The sequence below is a fragment of the Roseateles sp. P4_D2 genome (assembly GCF_056401875.1).
Genome location: NZ_JBFUIM010000011.1, coordinates 74,824 through 96,866 on the forward strand (window position 1 = coordinate 74,824; position 22,043 = coordinate 96,866).

At 67.0% G+C, this 22,043-nt stretch carries 21 protein-coding genes and 1 tRNA gene; 6 read left to right on the top strand and 16 right to left on the bottom strand.

Annotation, left to right across the window (positions count from 1 at the left end):
- Window positions 1-57: 57 nt before the first annotated feature.
- The 3 genes from guaA to guaB all read right to left on the bottom strand — a co-directional run bounded on the left by guaA (window position 58) and on the right by guaB (window position 4,502).
- Window positions 58-1,644 (bottom strand): glutamine-hydrolyzing GMP synthase, encoded by a 1,587-nt coding sequence (gene guaA / locus AC1DW0_RS19805; RefSeq protein WP_477858991.1) that lies wholly within the window; start codon window positions 1,642-1,644, stop codon window positions 58-60.
- A 7-nt stretch (window positions 1,645-1,651) separates the two neighbouring features.
- Window positions 1,652-2,884, bottom strand: a complete 1,233-nt coding sequence (locus AC1DW0_RS19810) for a TCR/Tet family MFS transporter (protein ID WP_056197908.1) — start codon at window positions 2,882-2,884, stop codon at window positions 1,652-1,654.
- Between the two features lie 148 nt (window positions 2,885-3,032).
- Window positions 3,033-4,502, bottom strand: a complete 1,470-nt coding sequence (gene guaB, locus AC1DW0_RS19815; protein ID WP_056197911.1) for an IMP dehydrogenase — start codon at window positions 4,500-4,502, stop codon at window positions 3,033-3,035.
- A gap of 87 nt (window positions 4,503-4,589) precedes the next feature.
- Here guaB and AC1DW0_RS19820 point away from each other — a divergent pair, with 87 nt between their 5' ends.
- Window positions 4,590-5,102 carry a DUF4124 domain-containing protein gene (locus tag AC1DW0_RS19820; RefSeq protein ID WP_056197912.1) on the top strand — a complete coding sequence of 171 codons (513 nt, stop codon included), beginning with the start codon at window positions 4,590-4,592 and terminating at the stop codon, window positions 5,100-5,102.
- 30 nt (window positions 5,103-5,132) lie between these two features.
- On the opposite strand, the gene AC1DW0_RS19825 is transcribed toward AC1DW0_RS19820, so the two are convergent.
- On the bottom strand, window positions 5,133-5,450 hold the full coding sequence (locus AC1DW0_RS19825; RefSeq protein WP_457443239.1) for an RnfH family protein: 318 nt from the start codon (window positions 5,448-5,450) through the stop codon (window positions 5,133-5,135).
- Window positions 5,437-5,895, bottom strand: coding sequence for a type II toxin-antitoxin system RatA family toxin (locus tag AC1DW0_RS19830; RefSeq protein ID WP_056197916.1), 459 nt, complete (start codon window positions 5,893-5,895; stop codon window positions 5,437-5,439). The genes AC1DW0_RS19825 and AC1DW0_RS19830 overlap by 14 nt, the downstream gene beginning before the upstream one ends.
- Before the next feature lie 47 nt (window positions 5,896-5,942).
- Between AC1DW0_RS19830 and smpB the strand changes: the two genes are divergently transcribed.
- A complete protein-coding gene (gene smpB, locus AC1DW0_RS19835) occupies window positions 5,943-6,404 on the top strand; it encodes an SsrA-binding protein SmpB (protein WP_056197918.1) in 462 nt (153 codons plus the stop codon).
- 136 nt (window positions 6,405-6,540) lie between these two features.
- On the opposite strand, the gene AC1DW0_RS19840 is transcribed toward smpB, so the two are convergent.
- From AC1DW0_RS19840 to AC1DW0_RS19875, 8 genes are all read right to left on the bottom strand, one after another.
- Complete coding sequence (locus tag AC1DW0_RS19840) at window positions 6,541-7,728, bottom strand: PLP-dependent transferase (RefSeq protein ID WP_477947536.1); 1,188 nt, start codon at window positions 7,726-7,728, stop codon at window positions 6,541-6,543.
- Window positions 7,728-9,116, bottom strand: coding sequence for a 30S ribosomal protein S12 methylthiotransferase RimO (rimO, locus tag AC1DW0_RS19845; RefSeq protein ID WP_056199593.1), 1,389 nt, complete (start codon window positions 9,114-9,116; stop codon window positions 7,728-7,730). Before rimO ends, AC1DW0_RS19840 begins: the two co-directional genes overlap by 1 nt.
- 91 nt (window positions 9,117-9,207) lie before the next feature.
- Window positions 9,208-9,429 (bottom strand): hypothetical protein, encoded by a 222-nt coding sequence (locus AC1DW0_RS19850; RefSeq protein WP_457324190.1) that lies wholly within the window; start codon window positions 9,427-9,429, stop codon window positions 9,208-9,210.
- A 117-nt stretch (window positions 9,430-9,546) separates the two neighbouring features.
- The gene (phaR, locus tag AC1DW0_RS19855) at window positions 9,547-10,077 is read right to left on the bottom strand and encodes a polyhydroxyalkanoate synthesis repressor PhaR (RefSeq protein ID WP_477947537.1); all 531 of its coding nucleotides are present in this window, start codon (window positions 10,075-10,077) and stop codon (window positions 9,547-9,549) included.
- Window positions 10,078-10,487: 410 nt separating this feature from the next.
- Complete coding sequence (locus AC1DW0_RS19860; RefSeq protein ID WP_477947539.1) at window positions 10,488-12,416, bottom strand: GGDEF domain-containing protein; 1,929 nt, start codon at window positions 12,414-12,416, stop codon at window positions 10,488-10,490.
- Window positions 12,417-12,898: 482 nt separating this feature from the next.
- Window positions 12,899-12,975: transfer RNA gene (locus AC1DW0_RS19865), tRNA-Val, on the bottom strand.
- A 45-nt stretch (window positions 12,976-13,020) separates the two neighbouring features.
- A complete protein-coding gene (locus tag AC1DW0_RS19870) occupies window positions 13,021-15,279 on the bottom strand; it encodes a RelA/SpoT family protein (protein ID WP_056197927.1) in 2,259 nt (752 codons plus the stop codon).
- Window positions 15,276-16,157, bottom strand: a complete 882-nt coding sequence (locus tag AC1DW0_RS19875) for an alpha/beta fold hydrolase (protein ID WP_056197928.1) — start codon at window positions 16,155-16,157, stop codon at window positions 15,276-15,278. The genes AC1DW0_RS19870 and AC1DW0_RS19875 overlap by 4 nt, the downstream gene beginning before the upstream one ends.
- 44 nt (window positions 16,158-16,201) lie before the next feature.
- On the opposite strand from AC1DW0_RS19875, the gene AC1DW0_RS19880 reads away from it, so the two are divergent.
- Window positions 16,202-16,972: a 3-hydroxybutyrate dehydrogenase gene (locus tag AC1DW0_RS19880; RefSeq protein ID WP_457349834.1), complete on the top strand. Its 771-nt coding sequence runs from the start codon at window positions 16,202-16,204 to the stop codon at window positions 16,970-16,972.
- On the opposite strand, the gene AC1DW0_RS19885 is transcribed toward AC1DW0_RS19880, so the two are convergent.
- A complete protein-coding gene (locus tag AC1DW0_RS19885; protein ID WP_457349832.1) occupies window positions 16,973-17,665 on the bottom strand; it encodes an SIMPL domain-containing protein in 693 nt (230 codons plus the stop codon).
- Between the two features lie 139 nt (window positions 17,666-17,804).
- On the opposite strand from AC1DW0_RS19885, the gene ompR reads away from it, so the two are divergent.
- Together ompR and AC1DW0_RS19895 are read left to right on the top strand one after the other, a co-directional pair.
- On the top strand, window positions 17,805-18,539 hold the full coding sequence (gene ompR, locus AC1DW0_RS19890; protein WP_056197934.1) for an osmolarity response regulator transcription factor OmpR: 735 nt from the start codon (window positions 17,805-17,807) through the stop codon (window positions 18,537-18,539).
- 161 nt (window positions 18,540-18,700) lie between these two features.
- On the top strand, window positions 18,701-20,020 hold the full coding sequence (locus tag AC1DW0_RS19895; protein ID WP_056197936.1) for an ATP-binding protein: 1,320 nt from the start codon (window positions 18,701-18,703) through the stop codon (window positions 20,018-20,020).
- A gap of 10 nt (window positions 20,021-20,030) precedes the next feature.
- Here AC1DW0_RS19895 and AC1DW0_RS19900 read toward each other — a convergent pair whose 3' ends face one another.
- Window positions 20,031-20,723 (bottom strand): hypothetical protein, encoded by a 693-nt coding sequence (locus AC1DW0_RS19900; RefSeq protein WP_056197939.1) that lies wholly within the window; start codon window positions 20,721-20,723, stop codon window positions 20,031-20,033.
- A 31-nt stretch (window positions 20,724-20,754) separates the two neighbouring features.
- Entirely contained in the window at window positions 20,755-21,264 is a 510-nt protein-coding gene (ispF, locus tag AC1DW0_RS19905) for a 2-C-methyl-D-erythritol 2,4-cyclodiphosphate synthase (protein WP_477947543.1), read from the bottom strand.
- A gap of 78 nt (window positions 21,265-21,342) precedes the next feature.
- Between ispF and AC1DW0_RS19910 the strand changes: the two genes are divergently transcribed.
- The gene (locus AC1DW0_RS19910) at window positions 21,343-22,041 is read left to right on the top strand and encodes a substrate-binding periplasmic protein (protein ID WP_162247796.1); all 699 of its coding nucleotides are present in this window, start codon (window positions 21,343-21,345) and stop codon (window positions 22,039-22,041) included.
- Window positions 22,042-22,043: the final 2 nt, after the last annotated feature.

Below are 22,043 nucleotides of genomic sequence, written 5' to 3' on the forward strand. Positions count from 1 at the left end.
CCCCACGCCACCGCCGCGCCGCCCGTGCAGTGGCGCCAGGTGACGTTGGCCTTTGAATCATTCCCACTCGATCGTCGCGGGCGGCTTGGAGCTGACGTCGTAGGTCACGCGGTTGATACCGCGCACCTCGTTGATGATGCGGCCGCTCGTCTTTTTCAACAGCGCGTAGGGCAGCTCGGCCCAGTCCGCCGTCATGAAGTCGCTGGTCTGCACAGCGCGTAGCGCGACGACGTAGTCGTAGGTGCGGCCGTCACCCATCACGCCCACGCTCTTGACCGGCAGGAACACGGCAAAGGCCTGGCTGGTCAGCGCGTACCAGCTCTTGCCCGTGGCGGGGTCGATGGTGTTGCGCAGCTCCTCGATGAAGATCGCGTCCGCGCGGCGCAGCAGGTCGGCGAAGTCCTTCTTCACCTCGCCCAGGATGCGCACGCCCAGGCCCGGGCCCGGGAAGGGGTGGCGATAGACCATGTCGGCCGGCAGGCCCAGGGCCACGCCCAACGCCCGCACCTCATCCTTGAACAGCTCGCGCAGCGGCTCCAGCAGCTTCAGCCCCAGCGTCTCGGGCAGGCCGCCGACGTTGTGGTGGCTCTTGATCGTCGTGGCCTTCTTGGTCTTGGTGCCACCGCTCTCGACGACGTCGGGGTAGATGGTGCCCTGGGCCAGCCACTTGGCGTTCTTCAGCTTCTTGGCCTCGGCCTGGAAGACCTCGACGAACTCGGCGCCGATGATCTTGCGCTTCTTCTCGGGGTCGGCCACGCCGGCGAGCTTGCCGAGGAAAGCCGCACTGGCGTCAACATGCACGACCTTGGCGTGCAGACGGCCGGCGAACATGTCCATCACCATCTGGCCTTCGTTCAGGCGCAGCAGGCCGTGGTCGACGAAGACGCAGGTGAGCTGGTCGCCGATGGCGCGGTGGATCAACGCGGCGGCCACCGACGAGTCGACACCGCCGGACAGACCGAGGATGACTTCCTCATCGCCCACCTGCTCGCGGATCTTCGCAACGGCCTCGTCGATGTAGCTGCCCATCTGCCAGTCGCCCTTGCAGCCGGCGATGTCGCGCACGAAGCGGCGCAGCAGCGCGTCGCCCTGCACGGTGTGCGTGACCTCGGGGTGGAACTGGACGGCGTAGTAGCGCTTCTCCTCATTGGCCATGCCGGCGATCGGGCAGCTGGGCGTGGACGCCATCAGCTTGAAACCCGGCGGCATCACGGTGACTTTGTCGCCGTGGCTCATCCAGACCTTGAGCATGCCGTGCTTCTCGGGTGTCTCGAAGTCCTGGATGCCTTCCAGCAGCTTGGTGTGGCCGTGCGCCCGCACCTCGGCATAGCCGAACTCGCGGTGATCGGCGGCTTCGACTTCACCGCCGAGCTGGACCGTCATCGTGAACATGCCGTAGCAGATGCCGAGCACCGGCACGCCCGCGTCCCACACGGCCTGCGGCGCGCGCAGCTCGTGGTCTTCGTAGGTGGAGGCGTGGCTGCCGCTGAGGATGATGGCCTTGGGTGCGAACGACTTGATGAAGTCGTCGGACACGTCGTTCGGGTGGATTTCGCAATACACCGCCGCTTCGCGCACGCGGCGAGCGATGAGCTGGGTGACCTGGGAGCCGAAGTCGAGGATGAGGACTTTGTCGTGTTGCATGGTGAACTCAGGCGGTTTGCAAAGCGGTGCGCTGGCCGTGGAAGAAGCGGTAGGCGACGATCAGGCCGATCAGCTGCAGGGCGGCGCAGGTGTAGAAGGGCAGGCCCATCAGCGGATCGGTGGCCGGGCGGTGTGACACCCAGCCCAGCAAGGTCAGGCCGACGACGGGCGCGATGACGGCCATCAGGCTGTTCAGCGACGACACGGCACCCATGGCCTGGCCTTGCCGGGTCGGCCCCGCCGCATTGGAAATGATGCTCTGCACCGCCGCGGTCGCAACACCGCCGAGCAGGTTGAAGGCGATGACGGCATACATCATCCAGCCCTCGGTCGCGAGGCCGAAGCCGAGATAGGCCAGCGATGCAGAGCCCATGCCGATGAGTGCCAACCGCCGCGGGCTGAAGCGCGCCAGCAGCGGCTTGAGCAGCACGCCCTGGCTCAGCACCGACACGATGCCTACCGCGAACAGGGACCAGCTCACCTCGAGCGGCCCCCAGCCGAACTTGAACTTGGTGTAGAGCACCCAGGTCATGTGCAACATGAACTGCGCCAGTGACGCCAGCGCGATGACGACGACCAGCGACCCGACGCCCTTCAGCGCCGCCAGGCCACGCAGGGACGACACCGGGTTGGCCTTCTTCCAGTTGAAGCCCGTGCGCCTGTCAACGGGTAGGGACTCGGGCAGCACGAAGAAGCCGTAGCACCAGTTCACCACGGCCATGCAGCCGGCGGCGAGGAAGGGCCAGTGCACGTCGTAATGGCCCAGCCAGCCACCGATGACGGGGCCGAGGATGAAGCCGACGCCGAACATCGCGCCCAGCTGGCCGAAGCGGCGCGCTCGGTCTTCGGCCGGCGTGATGTCGGCCACATAGGCGTTGGCGATGGCGATATTGGCCTGCATGGCGCCTGAGAACAGGCGCACGGCAACGAGCATCCACAGCGCGGTGGCCACGGCGGTCACGAAAAAGCTCAGCGCCAGGCCCGCAAAGCCGATCAGCAGCACCGGCCGGCGGCCGAAGCGGTCCGACAGCGAGCCAAGCACGGGTGAGCCGATGAAGTTGGCCACTCCGAAGGCCATGGTCACCATCAGGAAGGCCGAGGTCTGCTCGTCGTTGCTGTGGGTGAAGGTGCCGACGATATGCGGCAGCACCGGCACCATCAGCCCGATGGAGATCATGTCGATCAGCACCGCGGCCATGATGAAACCCATGGCCGGGGTGCGTTGCGTGGAGGAACTCATCGTCTTCCTGAAAAGCGCAACGGGGCGACTCTCGTTCGCCCCGTTGTCTCGGTCGGCAGCAGCAAAGCGTTCGACGGGCCGCCCCTAGAACGATTTGCGCCCCCGCGGGGGGCGGTTTGACCGTCAACGGTCAAACCGGGGGCCACAGTCACTCGCTGCGGTAGTTCGGTGCTTCCTTCGTGATCTGCACGTCGTGGACATGGCTCTCGCGCATGCCCGCCGTCGTGATCTCGACGAACTCGGCCTTGTCCTGCATGTCAGCGATGGAGCCGCAGCCGCAGTAGTGCATCGACGCCTTCAGGCCACCGGCCATCTGGAAGATGACCTGCACGACCGAGCCCTTGTAGGGTACCTGGCCTTCGATGCCTTCCGGCACGAGCTTGGACGTGTTCGGGTTGTTGGCCGAGGTGTCCTGAAAGTAGCGATCCGCACTACCCTTGGCCATCGCGCCCATCGAGCCCATGCCGCGGTAGCTCTTGAAGGTGCGGCCCTGGTAGAGGATGACCTCGCCGGGCGCCTCCTCGGTGCCGGCGAAGGCACCGCCCATCATCACGCAGTCGGCGCCCGCAGCGATGGCCTTGGCCAGGTCGCCGGAGTAGCGCACGCCGCCGTCGGCGATGACGGGCACGCCGGTGCCCTTGAGCGCCGTGACGACGTTGTCGATGGCGGTGATCTGCGGCACGCCGACACCCGCAACGATGCGGGTCGTGCAGATGGAGCCGGGGCCGATACCGACCTTGACGCCGTCGGCGCCGGCTTCCACCAGCGCCAGCGCTGCGGCGCCGGTTGCGATGTTGCCGCCGATGACGTCGACGTTCGGATAGTTGCTCTTGACCCAGCGCACCCGCTCCAGCACGCCGGCACTGTGGCCGTGGGCCGTGTCGACGATGAGGGCATCGACGCCGGCACGCACCAGCAGTTCGACGCGTTGCTCGGTGTCGTCGCCGAAGCCGACTGCCGCGCCGACGCGCAGCTTGCCCTGGGCATCGCGCGCGGCGTTGGGAAAGCTGGTCTGCTTGGTGATGTCCTTGGTGGTCATCAGGCCGCGCAGCTCGAAGGCGTCGTTGACGACAACGACGCGCTCCAGCTTGTGCTTGTGCATCAGCGCCTTGGCCTCGTCGGTGGACGCGCCGTCCTTGACGGTGATGAGCTTCTCGGCCGGCGTCATGATCTCGCTGACGCGGGCGTCCATGCGGGTCTCGAAGCGCAGGTCGCGGCCGGTGACGATGCCGATGACGCGCTTGCCCTCAACGACCGGGAAACCCGAGAAGCCGTGCTGGCGAGTCAGCTCCATCGCCTCGCGGACCGTGGCGTTCGGGCCGATGGTGAGAGGCTCGCGAACGACGCCGCTCTCATAGCGCTTGACCCGGGCGACTTCGCGCGCCTGGGATTCGGCGCTGAGATTCTTGTGCACGATGCCGATGCCCCCCTCCTGCGCGATCGCGATCGCCAGGCGAGCTTCGGTCACGGTGTCCATGGCGGCGGACACCAGCGGCAGGTTCAGGGGAATGTTGCGCGACAGGCGGGTCGCAAGGCTGGTGTCACGGGGCAACACCTGGGAGAACGCTGGCACCAACAGAACATCGTCGAAGGTGAGCGCTTTGCCGAGAAGGCGCATGAGGAAAGCTCCAGACGCAAAGCGGCATTATACGGAGGGTCACGCAGGGGCCGTTGCCTCTGCGTCAACAGGCCCTAAACTGGCCGCATGCCTCGCAAAGCCTTTCGCCAAGCTCTTCTCGTCCTGCTCTGCCTCGCTGCAGCCGGCGCCGCTCAGGCCCAGTGGAAGTGGCGCGATGCCAAGGGCAATGTGCAGTACAGCGACATGCCGCCGCCGCCCGGCACACCGGACAAGGACATCCTGCTTCGCCCCTATGTGGCGAAGCCGACCATCGTCGTCGCGCCGCCCAGCACTCAGGCCAGCGCTGCTTCCGCGCCCAGGCCGCCCGCCAGCGCGCCGACCAAGGCCGAGCAGGAGGCCGCTGCACGCCAGAAGAAGGACCAGGATGGCGAGACCGCCAAGCAGAAGGAAGAGGAACGCCGCGTCGCCGCGCAGCGCCGCGAGAACTGCGCCCGCGCCCAGGCCAATCTGCGCGATTTGCAGAGCGGCACGCGCCTGACCCGCACCAACGAGAAGGGCGAGCGCGTCTTCATGGACGAGGCCCAGATCTCCGCCGAGGTCAGCCGCGCGCGCGACACCATCACCAGCGAGTGCAAGTGACCCGCTGAGCCAACGCGTCCAGCCGTCGGCTCAGCCCGCGTGTTTGGGCCGATGTCGCGACACGATGCGCTCGCCACGCTTGGCGTAGCGCAGACGCCGCGCTTCCTTGGGGTCGACGGTCAGCGCGCGGTAGACCTCGATGCGATCACGCTCGCGCAGCGGCGTCGTCAGCGGCCGCGCACGGCCCCAGATGCCGACGTGCAATTGATCCAGAGGCTGGCTCTGGGCGGCCATGAAATCGACGCAAGCGCGCAAGGCGGTGTCGACGGTGGCGCCCTCCTCCACCTCCAGCCAGCGGTGCTGAACATCACCCGCCCGCGGGCTCCACACCAGCTCAACGCGGACCATATTGACTCTCGGCACGCTGCACGAAGCTGTCGACGAAGGTGTTGGCGATGCGGTCGAACACCGGGCTGACGACAGCCTCCAGCGCGCCGCTGCTGAAGGCATAGCTGAGCTCGAAGGCGATCTTGCAGGCCGTGGCTTCGGCATCCGTGCCGGGCTTGTTCAAGGGCTGGAACTGCCACAGCCCGTCCAGATGCGAGAAGGGGCCGTCGACCAGCTCCATGCGCACCCTGCGGCCGTCCTCGTTGTGGTTGCGCGTGGTGAAGGCGTGGCGCACGCCAGCGTACGCCAGGTGCAGGCGGGCCGTGACGGTGTCTGCCTCACGGCCCAGCACCTCGACCTTGTTGCACCAGGGCAGGAACTCGGGATAGCGCTCCACCGCGGTGACCAGCTCGTACATCTCGCGGGGTGTGTACCAGAGCAGAACGGACTTTTTGACCTGCTTCATAGAATCCACAAATTGTATTGAGGGGCTTCGCCCCCATTTGCGACCCCATGTCCATCGCCGAGAACCGCCGCGCCCGTTACGACTACCACATCGAAGAACAGTTCGAGGCGGGCGTCGTTCTCTCCGGCTGGGAGATCAAGGCCATCCGCGCCGGCCAGGTCCAGCTGACCGATGGCTACGTGATGATCAAGAACGGTGAGCTGTTCCTGATCGGCTGCCGCATCAATGCGCTGCGCAGCGCATCAACCCACGTCACCCCCGAGGCCGACCGCACCAAGAAGCTGTTGATGCACAAGGCCGAGATCAAGCGGCTGGTCGGCAAGATCGAGCAGCGCGGCTTCACCCTCGTGCCGCTGAACTTGCACTACAAAGGCGGCCGCGTGAAGGCCGACATCGCGCTGGCCAAGGGCAAGGCCCAGCATGACAAGCGCGAGACCGAGAAGAAGCGGGACTGGGAACGAGAAAAGGGACAGTTGATGCGGCACGCATCAACAGGCCGCAAGGCCTGAGACGCGCAGCGGCTCATTGGACCTTTCGCCAAAAGGGACAGTTGATGCGGCACGCATCAACAGGCCGCAAGGCCTGAGACGCGCAGCGGCTCATTGGACCTTTCGCCAAAAGGGACAATTGATGAGGCACAAGGTCTCAAACAAGAGCTGACAGCGCCTGTTCGATGTCGGCCTTCAGGTCGGCCCCATCTTCCAAGCCGATCGCGAATCGCACCAGCGTGCCGCCATTGAACGGCAGCGGCAGGTCGCGGCTGCGGCTCATGTCGTAGGGCACGGCCAGGCTCATCGGGCCGGCCCAGGAATAGCCAATGCCGAAGAGCTGCAGCGCGTCGACGAAGGCATCGGCTTGTGCAGCGCTGTATTCCGGCCTGAAGACGGCAGAGAACAAGCAGGCTGCGCCCGCTCCACCAACCGCCAGCCAGTTCTCATGCCCAGGCGAGCCCCGCAGCGCGGGATGGAAAACCTGCGCCACCTCGGGCCGATCCGCCATCCAGTTCGCGAGCTGGCGTGTCACATGATCCTGGGCCGCATAGCGCAGCGGCATGGTCGGCAAACTGCGCAGCACCAGCTCGACGTCGTTCTGCCCCAGGCCATAGCCCAGGTGCTCGTGAGCATGGTTGAGCCGGTCGTGCAGCTTGCGGTCGCGCGTGCAGACCGACCCCATCAGCACGTCGGCACCACCACTGGCGTATTTGGTCAGCGCCTGCATGACGATGTCCGCGCCCAGCCCTGGGTGGGTCAAGGGTGCCGGCTCGAAGCCATTGAAGGCCAGGCCGGCGCCCCAGGTGTTGTCCAGCGCCGTGGTGATGCCGCGCGCGCGGCAGGCGGCCAGCGTTCCCAACAGGTCGGGAAACTCCAACGTGATCGACCCCGCCGCCTCCAGCCAGACCAGCTTGGTGTTGTCACGCAGCTCCGGCACCGTCAGCGGGTCGTAGAAGCGGTGCGTGACGCCCCATTGCGGCAGCCACGACTCGGTCAGGTAGCGGTTCTGGCCATAGACGTTGTCCGGCACGAGCACCTCGTCACCGGGCCGCAGCACGGCCAGCGACGGCAGCGTCACCGCTGCCAGGCCGCTGGGCACCAGCAGGCAATGCTCGGCATGCTCCAGCGTCGCGATGCGTGCGGCCAGCGTGTAGCTGGTGGGCGTGCCATGTAGGCCGTAGCGGTAGGTCAGCCCGTCACGCGGCTTAGGCTTGTGCAGATCGGCCGTATTCTTGAACAGCACCGTCGACGCCTTGGCCACCGGCACGGGCACCGCATCCCAGCCTTCGGGGGCGCGGTAAGGGTGGTGAATAAGCTGAGTGCTGGGGGCCTTCTTGCTCATCAGACCAGGCTCGCCACCAGGTCGTGCCCATCCGCTGCCACGACGCGGGCGCGCACGAAGTCGCCCACCTTCATCGTCTTGCTGGCCTTCTCGGGCGGCAGGATCTTCACGGTGCCGTCGATCTCGGGCGCGTCGGCGTAGGAGCGTCCCACCCCGCCCTTGCGGCCCAGGGCCGGCGCGGAGTCGACGAGCACCTGCAGCGTCTGGCCGACACGGCTTTGCAGCTTGGCGGCCGAGACCTGTTCGGCCACGGCCATGAAGCGCGCACGGCGCTCCTCACGCACCTCTTTGGGCAGCGCACCGGGGATCTCGTTGGCGCTGGCGCCCTCGACCGGCGAATAGGCAAAGCAGCCCGCGCGGTCGATCCTGGCTTCCTGCATGAAGTCCAGCAGATGCTGGAACTCGGCCTCGGTCTCGCCGGGGAAGCCGGCGATGAAGGTCGAGCGGATGACCAGCTCGGGGCAGCTCTCGCGCCAGCGCAGGATGCGCTCCATGTTCTTCTCGCCGTTGGCCGGGCGCTTCATGCGCTTGAGCACGTCGGGGTGGGAATGCTGGAAGGGCACATCCAGATATGGCAGCACCAGGCCTTCGGCCATCATCGGCAGCACCTCATCCACGTGCGGATAGGGGTAGACGTAATGCAGGCGCACCCAGGCGCCATAGGGCTTGGCGATCTCGCCGAGCTGGGCGACGAGATCCAGCATGCGAGTCTTGACCGGCTTGCCGTCCCAGAAGCCCATGCGGTACTTCACGTCCACGCCATAGGCCGACGTGTCCTGGCTGATGACGAGCAGCTCCTTGACGCCGCTCTCGAACAGCGCGCGGGCCTCGTTCAGCACGTCGCCGATGGGGCGCGACACCAGGTCGCCGCGCATGCTGGGGATGATGCAGAAGGAACAGCGGTGGTTGCAGCCTTCGCTGATCTTCAAGTAGGCGTAGTGCTTGGGCGTCAGCTTGACGCCGTAGCTGGGCACCAGGTCGACAAAGGGGTCGTGGGGCTTGGGCACATGGGTGTGCACCGCATCCATAACCTCCTGGGTCGCATGCGGGCCGGTGACGGCCAGCACGCTGGGGTGGATCTCGCGCACCAGGCTGCCGGCATCGCTGCTGCCGGCGCCGGCCTTGGCGCCCAGGCAACCGGTCACGATGACCTTGCCGTTCTTGGCCAGGGCCTCGCCGATGGTGTCCAGGCTTTCCTTGACGGCGTCGTCGATGAAGCCGCAGGTGTTGACGATCACAAGGTCGGCGCCGGCAAACGTCTTGGAGGTTTCGTAGCCCTCGGCACGCAGCTGGGTGAGGATGAGCTCGGAATCGGTCAAAGCCTTCGGGCAACCGAGGCTGACGAAGCCAATCTTCGGAATGGCGGCGGGGGTGATCTGTTCATTCATCGCCCTATTTTCGGCGATGTGACGAACCGGCGGCTTTCCAGCGGCCATGCAGCTGTCCGAAACGACCGAACTTCACTGGAAAGGCAGGCCGCTATTCGACCGTTTCCACCGTGACGGAGGCCGCAAATGGGGGATTGATGGACTGCGCCTCGCGAACGACATAGCTGCCGACCCGTACCCCCTCAGGATCGACCACCTCGAAATAGGAGATGCGGGTCTCCACGCCATCACGCTGGACCGATTCGGCACCCGTCGCCCTCAGCTGGTGACCCTGCGGAACGTAGATGCGCCGCTGGTGCTCTTTCTCAATCATGCTCGCTCCTCGACATAGGAACAGCACAGTTGCGGGCGGCACCCGCCTGGTCAAGGCACGCTTACTTGCCCTCACGCGCGTTACGTGGCCGAGCGAGCCGCAACTGCGGCCGACAGCCTATTTCTTGGGCGTGAACGGGAACATCACTCCCGCCTGCTTGAGCTGCTCCTGCCACTGGTTCATCAGCGTCTTGGACTGCTCGGCATAGCCGCCCATCAGGCCCGTCCAGGCCTCGGGGGTGAAGGGCATGCCGCCGGGCGTCTGCTCCGTGAAGCGCGACTGCAGGTCGGTGAAGGCCTGCATCTGCCGCTCCAGCAGGCCGCCCATGACGCCCTGCATGGCATGGCCGTAGAAGCGAATGATCTGGGCCAGCGAGCTGGTCGAGAACATCGGCACGCCGCCAGTCTCCTCCTCCAGGATGATCTGCAGCAGGATGGAACGCGTCAGGTCGTCCTGGGTCTTGGCGTCATGCACCTCGAACTCGACACCTTCCAGCACCATGCGCTTGACGTCGGCCAGCGTGATGTAGCTGCTGGTCTGTGTGTCATAGAGCCGCCGGTTGGGGTATTTCTTGAGGATGCGCAGCCCGGGCTTGGTGTCGCCGGACTGGGCTTGCTCGGATGCCGCTTTCTTGCGGGCAGTCGCCATGCGTGGGTCTCCTGTGCAGTGCAGCAAATTCTAGGCAGAGCCTGACCGCCGTTCCGAACGGGTTTACCTGGGGCTGGTGAACCGAGCTGTCCGCCACGGAAACTCACCAAACGCCGCAATTGCGCGCAGGCGTGGCAGCGCGTGGGCAAAGAAAAGCCCCCGAACCTTTCGATTCGGGGGCTTCCAATCTTCAAAAATTTGATAGGCGCGATTGGATTCGAACCAACCCACCATGGCAAGGTGAGGAAACGGGGCTTTACGGGACATGCTAAGACATTGATTTCACGGGAGAAATTTCCCTTTTACGTCCCGACCGCTTCCTAAACCACACCCCATTTTTCGCACGTTTCTGGGCTGGGAAGCAGGATGGCCATGCGGATCACCTATCCAGCGCTGGCGCCCATCGAGCGTCAACTGTGCAGCGGCGCCAGTGAGCCGCAGGCAATCGCTTCCTGCAGGCTGCCTTCAGTGGGCTGGGCGCCTGCGCCAGCCGCGGTCGGCGCCCCGACGCCGAACCAGCCGTTGCGTCCACGAGCCTTGGCTTGGTAGAGCGCCTCGTCGGCGAGCTCCACCGATCGCTCCCAGGAGCCGCCGTGCTGCGCGCCGGGGACGAGAGGATATGGAGCGAAGCCGATACTGCATGAGATCTTCAGAGGTTGCCCGTCCGGCAGCTCGACCGGGCTCCCGTCAATGGCTTTGCGCAGCCTTTCGGCCAGCTGCGCCGCGTGCCCGCGGGGCGTTCCCCGCGTCATGAGCAGGAACTCTTCGCCGCCCCAGCGGATGAGCTCGTCCTCCCCCCGCAACACACCCTTTAGGCGCTCCGCCGCCTGCCGCAGCACGGCGTCCCCGGCGGGGTGGCCGAAGCTGTCGTTGACACGCTTGAAGTGGTCGAGGTCAATCAGGTAGAAGAGCAGGTCCACCGGCTCGGCCGCGACCGTCCCGCGGCCCGCATGGGAGCGGTCCGCGGCAGCCACGTGCGAATCCACCTGGGCCATGAAGTGCCGGCGGTTGCGCAGGCCCGTCAAAGGATCGGTGACCGCCATGTCCTGGAGCTGGCGGTTCACGGCTGCCAGGGTTCTCGCATGCCGGCGTGTCGCCCTCACCACCAGCAGTGCCGCAGCGCTGCAGGCGAGCGCGGCCAGGATCACGGCCGCAACGACGGTCCGCTGCGTCCGGCGCTCGCTGGCCTGGCGCTGGGTGCGCTCACGCTCGGCTTCCACCAGGGCCTGGTCCAGCGTCAGCCCGGCCCTGTGCGATTCGTCCAGCCTCTTGCGCAGGCCCTGCAGGTGCTCCACAAGCGCGCCATAGGCCTCGTCGTGGCGGCGCGCGAAGGCGTACTCCTCGGCCACCTCGTCCAGCATTTCCCAACGGTCGCTGCCCTGGGCTTCGGCCTCCAAGATGGCCAGGCCCTCAGCGTGCCTGCTCAGACGGTTGAGTGCCTTGCCCCGGTTGAACCTGGCGACGCGCGTCGTGTCAGCGTCGCCCCGAGCCGCGACGATCGCGGCGTCGGCCATCTCCAGCGCCGCCGCCGGCAGCCCGGCCTTCAGCAAGGCGTCCGACTGGTTGCACAGGAAGTTCACCAGCATGTAGGGCGTGCGCCCCAACTTGCGGGCGATCTCCTGCGCCCGTGGTCCCAGCGGGCGTAGCTTGTCCCACTCGCCGGTTGCCCGGTACATATCGTTCAGCAGGACCAGCGTCCTGAGCTGCTCCACGCCGTCGTCCACCGCCTCCTGCTCCTGCAGCACGGCCAGCAGCTCCCGCTCCGCTTCGTCCAGCTTGCCGGCCGAGCGGAGCCGGTCCGCCCATTCGTCACGGGCCCACCAAGTGACCTTGTCGGCGGGATGCCGGATGGCCAGCTGCCTGGCCTCCTGCGTGTAGCGGCCGAGAGCGTGGAACTGCTTCCAGTCCTCCTGCAGCACCAGCAGCACCCGGAGCTCGTCATGCCAGTCGCCGCGGGCCCGCGCCTCGGCGAGCAGGCGCATGCCTTCCAGCACGGCCTTGTCCAGCTCCTGCCGGGCTTTGAGCTGGCCGATGCGCAGCAGGCGATGGCGGAACTCGAGCACCGGGTCGCGGTGTTGCCGCAGAAGGCCGGCCGCCCGATCGAGCAGTTCGCTGGCGCGCCCCCCGTCCGAATGCCGCAACTGCCTACCCTGCTCCAGCAGGGCCGCCACCTCCAGCAGAGGATCGCCGCTGGCGTTGGCCTGCGAACGGCTGCGCTCCAGGAAGGCAAGGAACTCGGTGCGGGGCGCGAATGTCTGGACGTCCTGTACTTGCTGGTCAAAGGCACTCACGCTCGGGGTGAGCGCGAAAGCCAGTCCTTGCCAAGCAAACACCGCCATCCACAGCGCTCGCACTCGCAGCCGCGCCGGACCCGTGCGCCGCCGAGGCCCGCCTGTTCCGGAGTACCCATTCCAAAGAACTGCCACACCGACCCCACTACAGCGGCAACCACTGCATGACCAATTTTCGGACCGGCATGCCAACGCGTGTCAGCCATCCTCCCGCCACGGGCTGGCGCGCACAAGAATCCATCACGAACTGCCGGAAAACTGCAGACGTCGACCGCGGCGTGCCTGTATCGACAGGTACAGCGGCGCCAAGGGTCGCAAGGATCGGCCTCAGCTCGACGCCATGCTGAAGGGCGTGGCTCGGAAGGAATTTGACGTGGTCGCGGCTCAGCACTGCTGCGTCACAGCTTGGCTCAAGCACCACGACACTGGTAAATCGTTGACTTCAAAAGCAAAAATGCCTCAGATCCGTGAAGATCTGAGGCATTCTTAACCTACCGTCGGACTGACCCCACTGGGTCAGTCTTCATATTTGGTAGGCGCGATTGGATTCGAACCAACGACCCCCACCATGTCAAGGTGGTGCTCTAACCAACTGAGCTACGCGCCTGAAGAGCTGCGCACTATAGCAGGTTTTTCAGGTCCTCGTCCAGGCTCACTTGCGGCGTGCCGAGCGCACGCCAGAGATGGCGCAGAGGTCGCGCAGCACCTTGGCCAACCTGGATGCATCAGACAGTTCCAGCGTGAAGCTCATCCAGGCCGTGTCGCCGCCGCCCGCGCGGGGTTTGACGGCGCCGGGCTTCATCGACTGCGTGTTCACCGCGACGACATTCATCTTCTCCTTGGCGAAGATCTCCAGCACGTCGCGCAGCAGGCCCTGGCGGTCACCGGCCTCGACGAGCACGTCCACGGGATAGACGGGCGCACCCTTGCCCACCGTTTCACCACCGCCCCACTCCACCGCGATGACGCGCTCGGGCGAGCGACGCTTCATCTCGGCGAGGTTGCTGCAATCGCTGCGGTGGATGGCCACGCCCTTGCCGCGCGTGACGAAGCCGGAAATGGCGTCGGGCGGTGCGGGCCGGCAGCAACGCGACAGCGTCGTCAGCAGCGAATCGATGCCCACCACGAGCACGCCGCCCCGGTTGCTGCTGGCGCTGCGCGTGTGCCGCTGCGCGAGCAGCTCGTTCTCATCCACCGCCGGCTCGGGCGGTCGCAGCAGCAGCTCGATGTTGCGCAGCGAGTATTCGTCCTTGCCGACGACCTCAAACAGCGCATCCGCACCCTTGAAGCCCAGGCGCGCAGCCAGCTCGTCGAGCTTGAGCGCCGTCTTGCCCTCGCGCTGCAGCAGCTTCTCGACCAGGTCGCGGCCCTTGGCAATCGTCTGCGCCTGCTGCAGCGCGTTGAACCACGCACGCACCTTGGCGCGCGAGCGTGGGCTCTGTAGATAGCCGAGCTCGGGGTTGAGCCAGTCCAGCGACGGGCCGCCTTCCTTGGTCGCGATGATCTCGACAGTCTGGCCGCTTTGCAGCGGCGTGTTCAACGGCAGCATCTGGCCGTCGATGCGCGCGCCGCGGCAGCGGTGGCCGAGGTCGGTGTGCACCGCATAGGCGAAGTCCACCGGCGTCGCGCCGGCCGCCAGCTCGACGATGGTGGCCTGCGGCGTGAAGACATAGATGCGGTCGTCGAACACCGGGCCGCCCTCGGCGCCCTGCACGGTGTCGCGCTCCCAGGCCAGCAGCTGGTTGAGCACGGCCTTGCGGGCTCGAGCGACCTGCTCCTCGAACTCGCCAGCCGCGCTGACACCGGCATAGCCGCGCGCACCGGCCTCCTTGTAGGCCCAGTGGGCGGCAACGCCGTGTTCGGCGTGCTCATGCATCTCGCGCGTGCGGATCTGCACCTCCATCGCCCGGCCGTCGGGCCCGAGCACGACGGTGTGCAGGGACTGGTAGCCGTTGGGCTTGGGCTTGGCGATGTAGTCATCGAACTCGCCGGGCACCGGCGTATAGACCTCGTGCAGCCGGGCCAGCGCGGCATAGCAATCGGCCACGCTGGCGACGACGACGCGCAGCGCACGCAGGTCGAAGACGCGGTCCAGCGACAGGTCCTTGCCCTGCATCTTCTTGTGGATGCTGTAGAGGTGCTTGGGGCGGCCCTGCACCTCGGCGGCAATGCCCTGACCATAGAGGTCGGCCTGCAGAGCCGCGCGCGCGGCCTCAACACGCTGCTCGCGTTCGACGCGGGTCTCATGCAGGGCGCCGGCCAGGGCTTTGTAGGCCTGCGGCTGCAGGAAGCGGAATGCCAGGTCCTCCAGCTCCCACTTGATCTGCCAGATGCCCAGGCGATTGGCCAGCGGCGCGAACACCGCCTGGGACTCGGCCGCCAGGTCCTGCGGGCAAGGCTGCTTGCTGGCGGCGTACCAACGCAGCGTCTGCAGCCGTGAGGCCAGGCGCAACAGCACGACGCGCAGGTCGCGCGAGAAGGCCAGCAGCATCTTGCGCACGCGCTCGGTCTGTTCGGCGCGCAGGTCGTGCTTCCTGTCGGCCGGCAACCTGGCGTCGCGCGTGGTGCGCTGCAGCTGCACGAGGCGGCGCGTGTGCGTGACGAGGCTGGCATAGCTGTCGCCGAAGGCCTTGGCGACGACCTCCTCCGGCTTGCTGAGGAAGTCAGCCGCATAGACCAGATAGGCCGCGGCCTGCAGCTCCTGTGCGCTGCCCACGGCGCGCAGGATGGCCGCCACGCCGTCGGCGTGAGACAGCGCGTTCTCGCCGGTGTCCAGCAACTCGCCGGCCAGCAGCGGCTCGGCAACAGCGCGGGCACGAACGACCTCGGCATTGGAATGTTCGGCGCCCGCATCCAGCAGCGCGACGATGGGCGCCGTCGCGGCGCCCTCGGGCATCAAGCCGGTCTTCATGAACTGAGGAAATCCCTCACGACGGCAATCTGGTTGGCATGAATCAACGTGGGCGCATGGCCGATGCCGGGCAACTCGACCAGGCGAGCGCTCGGGCCGCGTTGCGTCATGGCGCGGGCCGTCTCGGCACTGAGCAGGTCGGACTCCGCGCCGCGGATCAAGAGCGTCGGGCAGCTCAGCTGGTCATAGGCCGCCCAGAGCGCAGCCTCGCCCGCGGCCACCAGCTCGGGCGTCACGGCCGTGAAGGACAGCGCGATGGCCGGGTCGTAGTGCGATTTCCACTCGCCGCCTTCCTGGCGGAACAGCGGCTCGGACAAGGCCAGCCATTCCTCGTCGGTGTGCGGGCCGAAGCCCTCGGAGATGCTGCGCAGATAGGCCGCGCCCTCCTCCAGCGATTTGAAACGCATCGCCTTGCCGAGATAGCTGCCGATGCGCTGCAGGGCCTCGATGCGGATGGCCGGGCCGACGTCATTGAGCACCAGGCGGCGGATCGGGCTCGCCAACCCGTCGGGCCGCGGCAGCGAAGCCAGGCCCAGGCCGATCAAGCCACCCATGGAGGTACCGACCCAGTCGACCTGCTCGACATCCAGCCGCGCCAGCAGCGCCACCATGTCGGAGACATAACCCGGAATCTGATAGCCAGCGGGCTGGCGCAACCAGTCGGAGCGGCCGCGGCCGACGACATCGGGGCAGATGACGCGATAGCGGTCGCTCACGGCGCGAGCCAGGGCGTCGAAGTCCCGCCCCTGCCGTGACAGGCCATGCACGCAGACCAGTACCGGTGCGTCGGCGCTCGGGCCGGCCCACTCCCAATAAGCCATCCGGTGCAGGCCGGTGCTGTCCAGGCAATTGACGAAGCGCAGTTGGGGCTGGGTCATGATGCAATCCTTTGAGTCATCCTAGCAACCAAGAAGGAACCTCCATGTTGAAAGGCAAGACCGCCCTCGTCACGGGCTCCACCAGCGGCATCGGCCTGGGCGTGGCCCTCGCGCTCGCGCGCCAGGGCGCCCACCTGATCCTGAACGGCTTCGGCGACGTGGAAGGCCCCAGGGCCGAGGTGGCTGCGCTGGGCGTCAAGGTGGGCTATCACAGCGCCGACATGAGCAAGCCGGCGGACATCGCCGCCATGGTGGCCTACGCCGATGCCGAGTTCGGCGGCATCGACATCCTCGTCAACAACGCGGGCATCCAGCATGTCGCGCCGGTGCAAGACTTCCCCGTAGAGAAGTGGGACGCCATCATCGCGATCAACCTCACCTCCGCCTTCCACACCACCCGCCTGGCCCTGCCCGGCATGCTGAAGAAGAACTGGGGCCGCATCATCAATGTGGCGTCGGCCCACGGCCTGGTGGCATCGGCACAGAAGTCGGCCTATGTGGCCGCCAAGCACGGCCTGGTCGGCTTCACCAAGAGCATCGCGCTGGAGACGGCGACGTCGCCGGTCACCGTCAACGCCATCTGCCCCGGCTGGGTGCTGACGCCGCTGGTGCAGAAGCAGGTCGACGCGCTGGCCGCAAAGGACGGCGTGAGCAACGACGAGGCCAAGCGCCGCCTGCTGGCCGAGAAGCAGCCGTCGCTGCAGTTCACGACGCCAGACGAGCTCGGCGCCCTGACCGTCTTCCTGTGCTCGGACGCCGCCATCAATGTGCGCGGCCAGGCCTGGGCGATGGACGGCGGCTGGACCGCAGTTTGATCATTTCGTCAGTTGCACTGAACCGCTGACATTCACCGTCACGGTCGCCTTGCCGGCTTCGGTCGGCAGCGCCATGTCGGCGGCTTCGGCCTTCATGCGCATCACGCCCATCATCGGACGCGGTCCGGCTTCGTCACTGTTGATGCTGACCTCACCGACGACGTAGCTGCCGTAGCCGAACTGCCTGGCGTAGTCCGCCGCCCTGGCCCGGTAGCGCGCAATCGCCTGGGCCGTGATGTCGGCCTCCGCCTTCTCGCGAGCCTCGCGCGACAGGCTGTAGCCGACGCGGGCGATGCTCAGCGTGTTGATGCGCCCCGTCAGCTGAGCGATGGCCGCCGCATCCCGCCCCTCGACCAGCAGCTCGGCGCTGCCCTGCCAGCCGCTGAGCTTGCCGGTCTTGGGGTCGTGGCGCGGGTAGAGCGAAAAACTGCCCGTCTGCACATCGACCTGACCTGGCTTGGCCACCTTGCGCGCTTCGGCCAGGGCGGCGTCCAGGGCCTGCTTCAACGCCGCTTGCACGCCCGCGGCGTCGGCACCTTCGCGCGTCGTCGAGAAGGCAATGCCCAGCACATCACGCGTCACCTCGGCGCTGGCGCTGGCCGACAGGCTCAGCCGCTCGCGCGGCGGCCCTTCCGTGGCTGCATGGGCAGACAGGGTCAGTGCAAGGCTTGAGAGGACGAGGACTGCGCGCATGGAGAACTCTCTTTGCAAGGAGGGAAAGCCCAGCTTAGCCGGGGTAGTTGGCAACGAGCTGTAACCTGTGCGTGATGTCCTACAAAGCAGGGTTTCAAAACCTGCTCACAATGCCGCTGTTACAAATTCAGGAAACGCGATGAACAGCAGCGCGACACCCCGTCCCAACCGTATCCTTGTCGTCGATGACGACGCCCGCATCCGCGATCTGCTCCGGCGCTATCTGACACAAGAAGGCTTCGAAGTACTGCTCGCCGAAGACAGCCGGGCGCTGAACAAACAGCTCACCCGAGAGACGGTGGACCTCATCGTGCTGGACCTGATGCTGCCCGGCGAAGACGGCCTGACCATCTGCCGCCGCCTGCGTGCCGCCAACGACCAGACGCCCATCATCATGCTGACGGCCAAGGTCGAGGACGTGGACCGCATCGTCGGCCTGGAAGTGGGCGCCGACGACTACCTGGCCAAGCCCTTCAACCCGCGCGAACTGCTGGCCCGCATCAACGCGGTGCTGCGTCGTCGCCCCCCGCCGGAGGCCCCGGGTGCGCCGAGCAAGGAGCCGATGACGGTGACCTTCGGGCCTTTCGAGTTCGACCTGGCCCTGCGCCGCCTGACCAAGAATGGCGAGCAACTGCCGCTGACAACCGGCGAGTTCTCGATGCTCAAGACCCTGGTGCGCCACCCGCGCCAGCCGCTGTCGCGCGACAAGCTCGCCCAACTGGCCCGTGGTCGCGAGTTCGAGCCCTTCGACCGCAGCCTGGACGTGCAGATCTCGCGCCTGCGCAAGATGCTGGAGGCCGACCCGGCCCAGCCGCGCTATATCCAGACCGTCTGGGGCGTGGGCTATGTGTTCGTGCCTGACGAAAACGCGTAGAACGTGAGCCCCTCGCCCATCCTTGACTCGCTGAACGCAGTCAAGCTTGGTCGGTCCCCCGAGGGGACGGCGATGCTTGCGGCATTGAGCCGCTCGCACATCGCCAGACGGGCCGGCTTGGGGCGGCCCGGCGCTCGGCCCAAACACAACTCGACTACGTGATGGCCCGTCCGCATCTCGCACTGAACCTCTTCTGGCGCACCTTCGCCTGGCTGGCTCTGCTGCTGGCCGGTGCGGTGCTGGCCTGGCAATACACCTTCAAGCTGCTCGAGGCCCAGCCGCGCGCGCTGGAGTCGGCCGAGCAGTTGGCAGGCCTCGTCAAGCTCAGCCGCATCGCGCTGGAGCACACCGACCCCATCAACCGCGTCGCCGTCATCAGCTCGATGTCGCGCGGGGACACGGTGCAGGTGCGCGTGGCCGAGACCAGCGACCGCTGGTTGCCCTACGACACCAGTCCTTTCGCCAAGCAGCTCGCTTCGGAGCTGCGCAACACGCTCGGGCCCGATACCGTCGTCGCGCGCAACGTCAACGACGTATCGGGCCTGTGGGTGCGCTATGTCGTCGGCGAGGACGCCTTCTGGTTGCGCACCAGCGCGACGCCGCTGTCCATCTCGCTGGCCAGCAACTGGTGGTGGGTGGTCATTGCGCTGCTGGCCACCGTCGTCGGCTCGGCGCTGATCGCCCGCCTCATCAACCAGCCATTGCGCGAGCTGGCGGAAGCCGCCGGCCGCATCCGTGATGGTGAGTACGACTCGCGCCTGGACGAGAACACCATGACCAGCGAGATCCGCGAGGTCAACATGGGCTTCAACCGCATGGCGCGCGAACTGGCCAAGCTGGAGGAAGACCGTGCCGTCATGCTGGCCGGCATCTCGCATGACCTGCGCACGCCGCTGGCGCGGCTGCGGCTGGAAACCGAGATGAGCGTCAGTGACGAGCAGGCGCGTCACTTCATGGCCCAGGACATCGACCAGCTCGACGCCATCATCAGCAAGTTCATGGACTATGCGCGGCCCAACGAGACGCAGCTGCGCGAGACGCGGCTGACCGACGTCGTCGAGCGCGAAGTGCAGGGCTTCCGCGATCCCGACCAGATCCGCTTTCGAGTGCAGGTCAGCGAGGCCCTCAAGGTCTTCGTCGACGACACCGAGCTGGGCCGCGTGCTGCTCAACCTGTTCGAGAACGCGCGCCGCTACGGCCACGCGGAAGGCGAGCCGGCGCGCGTGGACGTGAGCGCCACGCGCCAGGGCTCCTGGGTGGAGCTGCGCGTGCGCGACCATGGCCCCGGCGTGCCGCCCGACCGCCTGCAGCGCCTCACCGTGCCCTTCTACCGCGGCGACGCTGCCCGCACCGCCGCCAGCGGTGCCGGTCTCGGTTTGGCCATCGTCGAGAAATCAGTGCAGCGCCTGGGCGGCACGCTGTCCATCAGCAATGCGCAGGGCGGCGGCCTCATCACGGTGCTCAAGCTGCAAGGGGCCTGAGCTGAGCCGCTCAGTGGGCCGAAGCAGCGCTCGCGGCGGGCGCCGGCACTGCCGCCTCGCCGAGCGACTGCGCCAGCTGCTTCTCCAGCCCTTTCTCGACCCCGATGACCACGTTCAGCGTCAGCCGGTAGGCATGCAGCGCCTTGATGAGATCCACCGGGTCGCCACGGCCGAATTCGGCATCGACCAGCGCATCCGTCAGCCGCGTGAACGAACCGATCGCGCTGAAGCTGGACTGGATGACCTGCTGCGAATCGCGCTGCGCGGTGTAGGCCTCGGACAAACGCCGCAGGTCGGCGTGCGGCAGGTGCACCAGGGCCTGGTCGGCCAACGCCGTGTCCCAGGCGTCGCGGCGCAGGCCCGGCGTGAACACGCTGATGTGCAGGCGCTCGCTAAGCAGGGTCTTGAGCGTCGCGGGCTTGGCCTGCCCCTGCTCGGCCAGCTTCTTCACCTCGCCGTAGAGGGCGTTCACGCCTTCCATCACGGTGCGGTTCTGCATGATCGTGGAGCGCACCTCGGTCAGATTGGCCTGCAGCTCTGAATCAACCTGTTCGATGGTCTGGCGCGCCAGCTTGCGGTGGTGCAGCGCCTCGAAGCCCGCCTCCAGCCCCAGGGCGGTCAGGATGCCCAGCACGATCATCACGTAGTGGACGCCGAGTTCCTTGAAATTGGTCGGGGCGTGGCCGGGAGGTTCGACGTGCATGTGCGCGGGCTTGGGAAGTTGGGGCGCGATGTTAGCGAACCCCCGAAGCGGCAAGAAGGCAGACCGCCCGCGCCTCGATCGCCCGCCCCTCGCCCACCGGCCCCATCTTCTCGGCCGTCTTGGCCTTCACATTGATCTGGCCGATGTCCACACCCAGCACCTCGGCCAGCCGCGCGCGCATGGCCGGAATGTGGGGCGCCATCTTGGGCGCCTGGGCGACGATGGTCGTGTCCAGGTTGACCAGGGCCCAGCCCGCCTCGCGCACGCGTCGGTAAGCCTCGGCCAGCAGCACCATCGAGTCGGCGCCCTTGAACTCGACGGCCGTGTCGGGGAAGAGCCCGCCGATGTCTCCCAGCGCCGCGGCGCCGAGCAGCGCATCGGTGACGGCATGCGCCAGCGCGTCGGCATCCGAATGCCCGAGCAGGCCGTGCGTGTGCGGGATGGTGATGCCGCCCAGGATCAGCGGGCGGCCGGTAACGAGCTGGTGCGTGTCCCAGCCTTCGCCAATGCGCAGGGAGCTCAAAGCGTTCGGGATGGTCATGAGGGCATTGTCGGGGAGACAGGGGCGCAGCCACGCGCTACCCTGCGCGCCACTTCAAGGAGGGCAATGAGATTCGGCATGCGGCATCTGCTTGTGTTGCTTGCGCTGCTCTGTGGCACGGCCCAGGCACAGCAGCTCCAGCTGCTGGTCTTTCCCAATCCCGGCCTGTTCGACGTAGCTGCTGACGGCACGGTCAGCGGACCTGGCGCGGAGTTGCTCGCCAAGATAGGCCGGGCCAGCGGCCTGCAGCTGGGCATCCTGGCCATGCCCATCCCGCGCGCACTGGCGACCGCCAGCAGCACGCCCGGCAGTTGCGCGGTGGGCCTGTCCCGCACACCCGAGCGCGAGGCCGCCTTCCATTGGGCCGGCCCCCTGGCCAGCGGTGCGCTGGTCATCTACGCACGCGCCGACGAAGCACCGACGTTGCACGGTCTGCAGGACCTGCGCGGCCACGGCGTTGTTGTGCAGCGCGAGTCTGCGCCCGCCGCATCGCTGCGCGAGCAGGGCATCGCCGCCCAGGAGGCCAACAACTCGGTGTCGGCCTTGCGCATGCTGCAGGCGCGGCGCGTGGACTTCTGGTTCGCCAACGAACTCGCTGCCGAACCCGTGATCCGCGCCGAGGGCGGCGCGCCGGTCAAGAACGTCCTGACGCTGCGCCGCGTGGACGCCTATGTGGCCTGCCACCTTGGCACGCCGCAGGAGCCGGTCGACAAGCTGCACCAGGCCATCCAGAAACTGCGCCGGCAGGGCGAGCTGGCGGAGTTCGGCCTGCGCTGACG